Source organism: Tindallia californiensis (assembly GCF_900107405.1).
GTDB lineage: Bacteria > Bacillota > Clostridia > Peptostreptococcales > Tindalliaceae > Tindallia > Tindallia californiensis.
Map to the genome: position 1 here is coordinate 1 of NZ_FNPV01000015.1, position 11,236 is coordinate 11,236.

13 protein-coding genes are annotated in these 11,236 nt (G+C 40.2%); all 13 read left to right on the forward strand.

Features of this window, described 5'->3' with window-relative positions; all coding sequences use genetic code 11:
• Positions 1-513, forward strand: a 513-nt coding sequence (locus tag BLV55_RS14090) for a chloride channel protein (RefSeq protein ID WP_143033228.1), incomplete at its 5' end; no start/stop codon positions are given.
• A 190-nt stretch (positions 514-703) separates the two neighbouring features.
• Complete coding sequence (locus BLV55_RS14095) at positions 704-910, forward strand: type II toxin-antitoxin system HicB family antitoxin (RefSeq protein ID WP_093315578.1); 207 nt, start codon at positions 704-706, stop codon at positions 908-910.
• Positions 910-1,137, forward strand: a complete 228-nt coding sequence (locus BLV55_RS14100; protein ID WP_093315580.1) for a type II toxin-antitoxin system HicA family toxin — start codon at positions 910-912, stop codon at positions 1,135-1,137. Before BLV55_RS14095 ends, BLV55_RS14100 begins: the two co-directional genes overlap by 1 nt.
• A gap of 42 nt (positions 1,138-1,179) precedes the next feature.
• Positions 1,180-1,518, forward strand: a complete 339-nt coding sequence (locus BLV55_RS14105; protein ID WP_093315582.1) for a transposase zinc-binding domain-containing protein — start codon at positions 1,180-1,182, stop codon at positions 1,516-1,518.
• Positions 1,515-2,045, forward strand: a complete 531-nt coding sequence (locus BLV55_RS14110) for an IS91 family transposase (protein WP_093315583.1) — start codon at positions 1,515-1,517, stop codon at positions 2,043-2,045. Before BLV55_RS14105 ends, BLV55_RS14110 begins: the two co-directional genes overlap by 4 nt.
• A 40-nt stretch (positions 2,046-2,085) precedes the next feature.
• Positions 2,086-2,598, forward strand: a complete 513-nt coding sequence (locus BLV55_RS14115; RefSeq protein ID WP_093315585.1) for an Abi family protein — start codon at positions 2,086-2,088, stop codon at positions 2,596-2,598.
• 202 nt (positions 2,599-2,800) lie between these two features.
• A complete protein-coding gene (locus BLV55_RS14120; RefSeq protein WP_093315587.1) occupies positions 2,801-5,263 on the forward strand; it encodes a CRISPR-associated helicase/endonuclease Cas3 in 2,463 nt (820 codons plus the stop codon).
• Positions 5,264-5,297: 34 nt separating this feature from the next.
• The gene (gene cas5c, locus BLV55_RS14125; protein WP_093315589.1) at positions 5,298-6,020 is read left to right on the forward strand and encodes a type I-C CRISPR-associated protein Cas5c; all 723 of its coding nucleotides are present in this window, start codon (positions 5,298-5,300) and stop codon (positions 6,018-6,020) included.
• Positions 6,017-7,954 carry a type I-C CRISPR-associated protein Cas8c/Csd1 gene (cas8c, locus tag BLV55_RS14130; protein WP_093315591.1) on the forward strand — a complete coding sequence of 646 codons (1,938 nt, stop codon included), beginning with the start codon at positions 6,017-6,019 and terminating at the stop codon, positions 7,952-7,954. Before cas5c ends, cas8c begins: the two co-directional genes overlap by 4 nt.
• Complete coding sequence (cas7c, locus tag BLV55_RS14135; RefSeq protein ID WP_093315593.1) at positions 7,954-8,811, forward strand: type I-C CRISPR-associated protein Cas7/Csd2; 858 nt, start codon at positions 7,954-7,956, stop codon at positions 8,809-8,811. Before cas8c ends, cas7c begins: the two co-directional genes overlap by 1 nt.
• 8 nt (positions 8,812-8,819) lie before the next feature.
• Positions 8,820-9,473 (forward strand): CRISPR-associated protein Cas4, encoded by a 654-nt coding sequence (cas4, locus tag BLV55_RS14140; RefSeq protein WP_093315595.1) that lies wholly within the window; start codon positions 8,820-8,822, stop codon positions 9,471-9,473.
• Positions 9,474-9,492: 19 nt separating this feature from the next.
• Positions 9,493-10,524 carry a type I-C CRISPR-associated endonuclease Cas1c gene (gene cas1c / locus BLV55_RS14145; protein WP_093315597.1) on the forward strand — a complete coding sequence of 344 codons (1,032 nt, stop codon included), beginning with the start codon at positions 9,493-9,495 and terminating at the stop codon, positions 10,522-10,524.
• Positions 10,525-10,537: 13 nt separating this feature from the next.
• Positions 10,538-10,828: a CRISPR-associated endonuclease Cas2 gene (gene cas2 / locus BLV55_RS14150; RefSeq protein ID WP_093315599.1), complete on the forward strand. Its 291-nt coding sequence runs from the start codon at positions 10,538-10,540 to the stop codon at positions 10,826-10,828.
• The last annotated feature ends 408 nt before the right edge of the window (positions 10,829-11,236 follow it).

Sequence of the window (11,236 nt, forward strand, 5' to 3'; positions counted from 1 at the left end):
CATCCTATTCTTGGTGGCATTTTAACAGGAATCCTTCTTTTTTATTTGCCTGACGTTGGAGGAACTGGAACGGCTATGATTCAAGGTATGATTAACGGAAGTTTTCCCATCGCTTTCTTGTGCTTTCTATTAGTAGGAAAAATGTTAGCCACTTCTTTCACCGTAGCGTCTGGCGGTAGTGCAGGATTAGTGATTCCTTCTTTATTTCTTGGTGCCATTACTGGTAATTTGCTTTCTTCAATTTTAGTTGCCGATGCCGGTCTTAATGCTTCTTTGGTAATTGCCGGTATGGCTGCCAGTCTAGCCAGTGTTGCCAATGTTCCTGTAGCGGCTGCCATCATGCTGATCGAAATGGTAGGTCTACAACTAGGTGTTCCTGCTACTCTCGGCAGTATTATTGGCTATGCTATTGGCCATAGTCGAGTTATTTATGGGGTCACTCGCCCGGATCAATGGCAGTTTGAAGAAACAACTAAATGGCGAACCATCGATGCTGTATCCGACTGTCACTAATGATCAAAGGTTCTTCTTTATTCTGAAGTGCAGTCATCCCACAAGGGGATACTCATCAGGAGCCTCCCCTTGTGGGAATGGCTTGTTAGATGATGTTCAATAAATTGACCCTAACATTAAAATATGTTTATTTCTAAACCCATTATGATATATTATGAATAATTAAACCTTTAAAGTGAGGTGCCTTATTATGAGTATTAAAGTTACTGTCCTTGTTCAAAAAGAAGATAACTGGTATGTTGCTAAATGCATTGAAAATAGTGTTGCTTCGCAAGGTAAAACGATTGAAGAGTCAATTAGTAATTTGCGAGAAGCCCTTGAACTGTATTATGAAGATACTACCCCCAAAAATATTAATGTCCCTACTTTCTTGACTACCATGGAGATTGGATTATAATGGGGTCTAAATATCCTATATTATCACCTAATAAAATTATTAAAGCTTTAGAAAAAATTGACTTTCGTAAAGTTTCTCGAAAAGGAAGCCATGCAAAATATAAGAAGTTAGGTATTCCTACAAGAGTAGTAATTATACCTATGCATGATAAAGTTGCAAAAGGGACCTTAAAAAGTAATTTAGAGCAAGCTGATATACCACTTGATAAATTCTTAAATCTTTTATAGTAACTCATTCTTAGGAATGAGTTTTTTCATGGAAAAGGATACATGAAGTACAAATGCATCCAATGCGGCGAAGAAAAAACCAACGGGTTCACCTGCAAAAGCAGGTTCTGTAACAGTTGTGGAAAACGATACAGCGACGAATGGAGCGATAAGCAAAAAGCCAAACTATGGGACGTCATCCATCGGCACTGCGTGTTCACCATCCCCGAAGAATTTCGAAGCTACTTCTTTCACCACAAAGAAAGTTTGAAAGATTTGCAAGATATGGCTTGGGAAGTAATTGAAGAAACCATTAATCGAGTGAACCAAAAAAAAATCGAGATAAATACGATAAGAAGAAACGCCGGAAACAAAAAGACCTTTTATGGCAAACCGGAATGATCAGCGTGGTACACACCTTTGGACGAGACCTGAAATACAACCCCCACATCCACGCCCTGGTGCCAGAAATAAAGATAAGAGGGCAAGAACTTGGAAAGCTAAATTACTTCAACTACCAGAGCCTACGAAAAATCTGGCAATACAAATTAATTAGCTACATGATGAAAAAGAAACCCCATAAAAAGAAAGAATACAGCAGCTACTACAAAAGATATCCCAAAGGATTCTACGTCTACGCCGAAGGCAAGATGAAAAACGCCAAGAAAAGCGCCCAGTACATCGGACGATACCTGGCCAGACCCGCCATGGCAGAACAGCGAATCATCGACATAAGCGAAAACCAAATTACCTATTGGTACATCGACCACCATAGTAAAAAAAGAGAAGAAGTCCAGGAAAGCATCGAGAGCTTTATGGGAAAACTCATCATGCATATCCCGGCCAAATATCAAAAGCTGGTGAGGCGTTACGGCATCTATGCAGGGCGAACACCAAGACCATTGGGAACGGGGGCAACTTGTCCTTAGCTTGTGGTAAAAGGGATGGATAAAGCAAGCCGCTAAGAACTTGACTTTAAAAATTCCCATTTGGATGTTAGTAGAAGTCATGACCTTTGGTGAGGTTTTGCAACTGTATAAACTGATGTCTAATAAGAACAGGGAAAGTATTTCCAATGAATTTAAATGCACACCAACAGAGCTTGAGTCTTGGCTGAATGGGTTAAAATTTGCCAGAAACAAATGCGCGCACAATGCTAATGTTATTGACTTAAAACTTAAGACTAAAACAAAGCTCAGAAATGAGTGGAAGAAATATATTTACATAGAGGCTAAGAATAATCAATCTACCGGGGGACTGTCTGACATTATCATTCCGATGGTACACTTAACCACTAAAATAAATGAATCATTTCAATTTAATGAAATACAAAAAGCGATCAATACGATTGGTGATCGGGATGATGAAAATGCTATTAAACTTGGATTTGCGAATGCATATGCTTCAGCACATGCCATTAGTGATATGGGTGGACACTTTAATCAAAATTATAACTCCAAACAGATGAAAAATTGTCTTTAATTTATTTTATAAATATTCTAACGACTTGAAATAAAACTAAAGCTACCGTGGAACGATGGCAGAACCACAGGTGGTTTTTTGTGTACAAATATAAATTCTAAAAATAGTGAAAAAATAAAGGAAATATTAGAAGAGCATAGAATCTATATATAAGGAATATAACTATTCAATGCTAGATAATATTAGAAAAAGGTGAACGAGTATGCCACATAAAAATAAACAAAAAATAAACACTTATATGGCTCATTATCGATCTGAAGATGGTACTGTTCAAGATGTTTGGGATCATTTACTTAATGTTGGCGAAAGATCAGAAAAAATAGCATCGAAATTTGGCTTGGCTTCCGCAGGTAGAATATGTGGCCTTTTGCATGATTTAGGAAAAGCAACTCAAGCATTTAATGCATATATTAGAAAATCTGAAGGACTGGAAACGTTTTATGAATTACCTGCAAATTGTAAAATAGATCATTCGACGGCTGGAAGTCAGTGGTTATACCAAAAAATGGTTATAAATTCCCAAAACTTGCTTTCGCCTACAATGCTTCCACTAGTAGTAGCTTCTCATCATTCTGAACTGAATGATTGCCTGGATCCTTGTGGGGAGAGTCCTTTTCTCCGACGAATGAATAAAAATCACACTGAAACGAGACTGGATGAAGTGGTTGAGAATATGCCGGATTGGTTTTTGCAGGAGTTGAACGGTTGTTTTGATGAAGAGAAACTGGAAAAATCTTTACAGAAGCTGTTAGCATTGGCAAAAGAAGAAATTGATTGTCGGCAGGAAAGTTACTTCAAGCTAGGGTTGTTAACACGATTTTTATTTTCGGCCGTTATTGATGCGGACAGAACGGACACTATTGACTTTATGAACCCGAATCATGCAATTCAAAGACCTGATGGTCACTATATATCCTGGAAAACGTTGATTGATCGAATTGAAAGCAAAATAAGTTCTTTTGAAGCCATCAGCAAAATTGATGAACAGCGCCAGCAAGTTTCTAACAATTGCCTGGAAAGAGCTGCTATGAATAAGGGCGTATTCCGCTTATCGGTTCCAACTGGTGGCGGTAAAACCTTGGCGAGTTTAAGATTTGCATTGCATCATGCCGAAAAACATCGGATGGATCATGTTTTTTATATTATTCCCTATACATCAATTATTGATCAAAACGCCAAAACCATTAGAGATATACTGGAAAAAGAGGGGGAAGAAGGGCAAATAGTTTTAGAACATCACTCCAATCTTCACCCAGATAGTTCTGAATCAGATGAATACCAGCTACTATCTCAAAACTGGGATGCTCCGATAGTGATGACAACCATGGTTCAACTTTTGGAAACTCTTTTTGGATCTGGCACCAGCTCGGTGAGAAGGCTACATCAGTTGGCGAATTCAGTTATTATTTTTGATGAAATACAGACACTTCCAATACGTTGTGTCCATATGTTCAATGTAGCCATGCGGTTTTTAATCAAAGGATGTGGTGCTTCCCTAGTATTGTGCACAGCAACGCAGCCGTTATTGGATCAAGTGGAACCTGCATCAAGAGCGCTTCCATCCAAAGAAATCAGTGAAATAACTGGTGATGTTAAAAAGCTTTATAAGGAATTCAAGCGTTGTACAGTGGAGCATATCGAATCTGCAGGTGGAGTCCAACACGATATACTTGCAGAAAAAGTGGTGGAAGAAGTTGAAGAGGGTCAATCCGTACTGATTATTATGAATACAAAAAAAGATGCTTCGTTATTATTTAATGAAATAAAGTCAATGACAACAGGCATCCCGCTATTTCACTTAAGTACCAGTATGTGTCCTGCCCATCGGATGGAGTCCTTAAAAAATTTGCGTGAACTGTTGGAGATAGGAACTCCTGTTATTTGTGTCAGTACACAGTTAATCGAAGCAGGGGTTGATGTTGATTTTCATGTAGTCTTTAGAGCGCTTGCGGGTCTGGATTCTATTCAACAAGCGGCAGGTAGATGCAATCGACATGGGAAAAGAAGCACAGGAAGAGTATACTTGTTTGAATTAACAGACGAAAACCTGAAACATCTTAAAGACATTCAAAAAGGGAAAGAAATCACCAAAAGAGTACTTGGTGAGTACGAGGATGACCGGGCTTTCTTTGATTACGACATACTTGGAACGGAAGCAATGAACCGATATTACCAGTACTATTTCTTCCAGCGTCAGGAAGAAATGAGTTACCTGTTGAATGGGCAGGAAGACACCCTGAAGAATAGGACTTTATATGAGTTGCTTTCCAGCAATTACAATGCACGAGAAGCATACAAAAGAAAGAATGGCGAATATTCCGAATTGTTTCTAGAGCAGTCTTTCCAGACGGCAGCCAAAGCGTTTCATGCCATCGATCGAAAAACCCAGGGCGTTATCGTACCCTATGGTGAGGAAGGCGAAAAAATAATTCAGGAGCTATGCGCTTTGAAAACTTGGGAATACCCGTATGAATGGATTAAACGAGCGCAACAATATTCAGTGAATTGTTATGTGCATGAACTGAACCGACTAAACCAGCAAGGCACTGTTTTCGAAACCCAGAAGGGTTCTGGAATCTATTATCTGGATAGTAGGAATTATTCTTCAGAAAAGGGTTTAGTGATTGGTGACAGTGAAAAAATATTGGAAACATTAGTAACGTAAGTAACTTAGGCGATAAAAATGAAGGGGGGATAGCGTGAAAAAACAGAACACCGTTGATTTTGTAGTGCATGGTCGTTATGCGTTGTTTTCGGATCCATTAACAAGAATAGGAGGTGAAAAATCTTCTTACCAGGTACCGACTTACCAGGCATTAAAAGGAATTCTGGAATCTGTTTACTGGAAGCCCACCATCCAATGGGTCATCGATCGAGTAAGAATTGTGAATCCGATTCGGACAGAAAGTAAAAATGTTAAGCCAATCAAGTATGGTGGGGGCAATGAACTGTCGATTTATACTTATCTGAAAGATGTGGAGTATCAAGTGCAGGCACATTTTATCTGGAACGAACATCGAGAAGACTTAAAACAGGACAGAAATGAAAACAAACACTATTTTGTTGCGAAGAGAATGATTGAAAGAGGGGGGCGCAGGGATATTTTTCTTGGAACCAGAGAATGCCAAGCTTATGTGGAACCTTGTCAGTTTGGTGAAGGGGAAGGCTTTTATGATGAATACGATCAGTTGAGTTTTGGACTGATGTTTCATGGATTCGATTATCCTAATGAAACAGGGGAAGAGTTATTCTCTTCCCGATTTTGGACACCGCATATGCAAAAAGGGGTTATCGACTTTATTTCACCGGAGGAATGTACCATTCGCAAGAATATTCGTCCCATGCCTACGGAAAAAGTTGATTCTCTGTCTTTGGAGGAAGATTTATCTTTGGGAGATTTATGGCAGGAGGATTTTTCATGAGCTGGATACAAAAACTGTATGATACTTATGAAACTAACAAAGAGTTGGCGGGTAGAATAATGGGCGAAGGTAGCCCTGTGTTGCTTCCAATTTGTCACACAACTCAAAGAGCTCACATTACAGTGACCCTTGACAAAGATGGTAACTATAAACGAGCAACACTGGTTGCGCCTGAAGATAGCCGTACCATTATTCCTTGTACAGAAAAATCGGCGTTTAGAGTAGGTACTAAACCACAAAACCACCCATTAGCAGATAGTCTGCAATACGTGGCAGGTGATTTTGTTGATTTTGGTGGAAAGGTAACTTCCGGCTTTTCGAAAAAACCTCAGGAACCTTATCTTTCTTACCGGGAAGAACTTGGAAAATGGTGCTGTTCGGAGCATGCGAACCCAAAAGTGATCAATGTTTTTAAGTATGTTCAAAAAGGAACACTCATTGGCGATTTAGTAAATGATGGGATACTATGCATTGAAAATAATGGAATGCTGCTGGAGACCTGGGCCAAAGATGACAAAGATAATATGCCGGAATTGTTGCGTATTATTGGAAATGACCAGCCTCAATCAAAAGCGCTTATTAGGTGGGCAGTGGAAATTCCTGGCGAACGGCAAAGTGAATTATGGAAGGACGAAAGCGTTTACGATTCCTGGATTAACTACTATATTGATAACCAAACATTACAAGATATTTGCTATGTAACCGGTGAAACCAGCAATCTGGCACAGGGACATCCCGCTAAAATAAGAAACCAAGGGGATAGCGCGAAACTTATTTCTTCTAATGATACCAGTGGATATACGTACCGTGGACGTTTTAAAGGAGCCTCTGAAGCTGCGGGTGTTTCCTTTGAAGTGACGCAGAAAGCTCACAACGCTCTTCGTTGGCTGATTGAAAAACAGGGTGTAAGAAGTAATGACTTGGTGATTCTGACTTGGGCAGTGGAGGGATTCAATCCACCAAACCCGGCTGATGACACGGCATCTTTTATGGCTGTAGGAATAGAAGAAAAATCCAGTTACACGGCAGATGAATTTTCGGAAAGCTTACGGAAAAGCTTGTACGGATATCAAAAACAACTGGAATCATCAAGAAACATAATGATTATGATGATGGATTCGGCTACACCAGGACGACTATCCATTAGACTTTATCGGGAAATGTTACCGGACAGTTTTGTAAAACGAGTCGAAAACTGGCATATAAAAACAGCATGGATTCATCGATATCGTGGAGCTAAGTGGACAGATAGAATCAAAGAGGCAGTGCCAGAAGAATATGTTTCGGCTCCAAGTGCCTTCGATATAGCTGAAGCAGTCTATGGCAAAAGAATAGATGATAACTTGAGAAAGAAAGCGCTTGAAAGAATTGTAAGATGCCTATTGGATGGGCAAAAAATACCAAGAGACATGATGGAAGCTGTCATTCGAAGAGCGTGCAATCCTGTAGGGTTCGAGGCATCTTGGGAATGGATGAAAGCACTAACCGTTGCCTGTTCGATGTATCGAAATGTTAAAGAAGAGGAGGGGTATGCGTTGGCACTAGAAGAAAAAAGAAGATCGAGAGATTACTTGTATGGGAGATTATTGGCGCTGGCCGACAGTCTAGAAGAGTGGGCACTGCGAGAAGGTGGAGAAAAACGGCAAACCAATGCCTTACGTCTGATGCAACGTTTTTCGGAAAGACCGTTTTCAACTTGGAGGAACATAGAATTATCACTGGCACCATATAAAGCAAGGCTGGGTGGGAAAGGAAAAGGGCTGACTAATCGAATTTCAGAAGTGATGGAGCTCTTTGACAGCGAAGACTTTGTTTCGGATAAAAAATTAAGCGGAGAGTTTTTGCTCGGATACCATTGCCAGAAACGGGCACTATGGAAAAAGGAAGAGGTTGAGCAGGAACAAACAGAAACAATTGAAGGAGGCGACATGTAATGAAGTCCATTGCTAATAAGATTGATTTTGCAGGTGTAGTAGTAGTGAAAAATGCTAATCCTAACGGAGACCCACTGAACGGCAACAGGCCAAGATTAACTTATGAAGGGCTTGGTGAAATTTCCGATGTTTGCCTTAAAAGAAAAATTAGAAATAGAATTTTAGAAAAAGGGCATGGTATTTTTGTTCAATCAGATGATTACAAAGTGGATGATTACCCAAGCCTCTCCAAGAGAGCAGAAGGAGAACTGAGTAAGGAGGCTACAAAAGATAAAACAACTTTGATTCAGGAATCCTGTGAAAAATGGTTTGATGTGAGGGCCTTTGGTCAGCTTTTCGCCTTCTCCGGTAAAGAAAAAGCAAAAGGAGTTTCTGTTGGTATTCGGGGGCCTGTTTCTATCCATTCAGCATTTAGCGTTACGCCGGTTAATACCTCCAGTCTTCAGATTACGAAATCAGTTAGCAGTGAAGGGGACGGAACCAAGCGTGGCTCTGATACTATGGGAATGAAACATCGGATCGACCACGGCATCTATGTTTTCTATGGGAGCATCAATCCTCAATTAGCAACGAAAACTGGATTTAGCCGGGAGGACGCTGATATCTTAAAAGATGCTCTATTAAATATTTTTGAAAACGATGCATCATCAGCGAGGCCTGAAGGCAGTATGGAATTAAACAAACTGGTATGGTGGGAGCACGATAACCCTTCAGGCCAGTATTCATCAGCTAAAGTTCATCGTTCTTTCAAAGTGACTCTGGCTGAAGGGATAACGGAACCCAAAGATATTGATGACTACGATATTCAACTGGAAGAGCTGGAAGGCTTAAAAGCGGAAATGATCGATGGAAAGTAGGGCTTTTCATGCTGGAAAAGGATTATCTTCAGTTGAGTGGAATCCAGCACTTTTCATTTTGTCCACGTCAATGGGCACTTATACATCTGGAAAACTGCTGGCGAGAAAATGTACTGACCTTCGGTGGGAGAAAGCTGCATGAAAAAGTAGATGATCCGGAGTTTCACGAAAAACGGAAGGATCTCTATATTTCCAGAGCTGTACCTATTAGATCAGATACCTTAAAACTATATGGAGTAGCAGACGTCGTTGAATATCATCAATCAGAAGAAGGAATCAAACTTCCTGACCGAGCTGGTTATTGGAGGCCGTTGGTTGTGGAATATAAATTTGGGCAACAAAAAATATTTCCATGGGACCGAGTTCAATTGTGTGCCCAGGCTGTGTGTTTGGAAGAAGCATATGGGATGAAAATTGAAAGCGGAAATATTTTTTATGGCAGGACTCGCAGAAGGGAAATGGTTCAGCTTGACGAAGCTTTGAGAGAAAGAACGGCGATAACAGCTGAAGCAATGCATCGATGCTACCTCGAGAGGCAAACGCCACCAGCTGAGTATCGGAAAGCTTGTGATAGCTGCAGTTTGTATGAAGATTGTCAACCAAAACTTTTTAAGCGGCAAAAAGCAACACATTATATAAGAAAAATATTAAAGGAAGATTAAGGAGGGAGGTCGGAGGTCGGTGAGAAAACTATTAAACACCCTCTACGTTACGTCTACCGAAGCTCATCTTGCGAAAGAAGGTGAAAATGTTCTTGTGCTTGTAGGAGATGAAAAAAAATTTCGAGTACCTGTTCATAATTTGGAAAGCATAGTAACAATGGGATACACAGGTGCTAGCCCTGCGTTGATGAATCTTTGTGCAGAAAAAGGAGTTTCGCTTGCGTTTCACACACAAAACGCCAGATTGCTAGCGAGATTAGAGCCAGCGAACAAAGGAAACGTATTACTTCGGAAGCGTCAATATGAGCTGCATGATGATAATGAATGCTCCATCAACATTGCTAAATGTGTTATTATTGGAAAATTGTCAAACTGCAGAACGGTGTTGAGAAGATTTATCAGAGACTATAGAATGAATCCCGAAATAAATTCAATAGAAAAAGCGGCAGATTATCTTAAGCGACTGATGGAAAAAGCATTCGAATCCAATTCACTAGATGAACTGCGTGGAATTGAAGGAGATGGGGCCAAAACATACTATAGTGTATTTCAAAGCTTAATATTGGATCAAAACAAGGACTTCAGCTTTAAAGGTAGAAATAGGAGACCGCCGACGGATAGAGTAAATGCACTGCTTTCTTTTGCTTACAGTCTATTAGTGCATGATTGCACGTCAGCCTTGGAAACAGTTGGATTAGATTCACAAGTTGGATTCTTACATCGACTAAGACCTGGCAGAGCGAGTTTGGCGTTGGATTTAATGGAGGAACTTCGACCTTATATAGCGGACAGACTTGTTCTCTCTTTAATTAACAATAGAATGATTTTACCAAAAGATTTTACGATAAAAGAAACAGGAGCTGTGCTTCTGAAAGACGAGCCACGAAAGACGGTCATTGATGCATGGCAAAAGCGTAAACAGCAGCAAATCACACATCCATATTTGCAGGAAAAAGTTGAAATCGGATTGCTACCTTACTGCCAGGCGCTGTTAATGGCAAGGCATATTCGAGGAGATTTGGAATTATATCCACCATTCAAGATGAGTTAGGTGGTGATGAATAATGATGGTTTTAGTAACATACGATGTAAATACGGAAAATTCCGAAGGAAGAAAAAGGTTAAGACAAGTAGCGAAAGCGTGTGTCAACAAGGGACAAAGAGTTCAAAACTCAGTATTTGAGTGTTTATTAGATCCAACAGAATTCGCAATATTTAAGGATGAAATAGAAAAACTAATAGATCCTGAAAAAGATAGCCTCAGATATTATTTTCTGGGTAAAAATTGGAAAAAGAGGGTTGAACATGTAGGGGCAAAAGAAACATATGATCCTGAAGAAACCATGGTAATTTAGGTTGCGAAGCTGAAGCGAACATGAAAACCCCAGTGTTTTCGCAGATACTTGAATTTCAACGATGTTGGAAGAAAGTAAGTAAATAATGAAGAGTGCTTAATTGAAATATAGGATACTTCGCATTTTATAACCCTACAAGCATTGAAAAATAGAGACTTTCATTAGAAACTGTCGCTCCCCTTGCGGGAGCGTGGATTGAAACAAGGTAGTTGTAGACCCTATTCGCAATCTCCGCTGTCGTCGCTCCCCTTGCGGGAGCGTGGATTGAAACATGAGTGTTTCGTAGTTGTCGTTGACCACCAAAACGTCGCTCCCCTTGCGGGAGCGTGGATTGAAACAATGATTGCCGGGTAATAACTTTGCACGTCGGCTATGTCGCTCCCCTTGCGGGAGCGTGGATTGAAACTT

Excerpts from the sequence above, each read along its gene's own strand:
- BLV55_RS14095 (WP_093315578.1), top strand. The coding sequence starts at position 704 with ATGAGTATTAAAGTTACTGTCCTTGTTCAAAAAGAAGATAACTGGTAT.
- BLV55_RS14100 (WP_093315580.1), top strand. The coding sequence starts at position 910 with ATGGGGTCTAAATATCCTATATTATCACCTAATAAAATTATTAAAGCT.
- BLV55_RS14105 (WP_093315582.1), top strand. The coding sequence starts at position 1,180 with ATGAAGTACAAATGCATCCAATGCGGCGAAGAAAAAACCAACGGGTTC.
- BLV55_RS14110 (WP_093315583.1), top strand. The coding sequence starts at position 1,515 with ATGATCAGCGTGGTACACACCTTTGGACGAGACCTGAAATACAACCCC.
- BLV55_RS14120 (WP_093315587.1), top strand. The coding sequence starts at position 2,801 with ATGCCACATAAAAATAAACAAAAAATAAACACTTATATGGCTCATTAT.
- cas8c (WP_093315591.1), top strand. The coding sequence starts at position 6,017 with ATGAGCTGGATACAAAAACTGTATGATACTTATGAAACTAACAAAGAG.
- cas7c (WP_093315593.1), top strand. The coding sequence starts at position 7,954 with ATGAAGTCCATTGCTAATAAGATTGATTTTGCAGGTGTAGTAGTAGTG.
- cas4 (WP_093315595.1), top strand. The coding sequence starts at position 8,820 with ATGCTGGAAAAGGATTATCTTCAGTTGAGTGGAATCCAGCACTTTTCA.
- cas2 (WP_093315599.1), top strand. The coding sequence starts at position 10,538 with ATGATGGTTTTAGTAACATACGATGTAAATACGGAAAATTCCGAAGGA.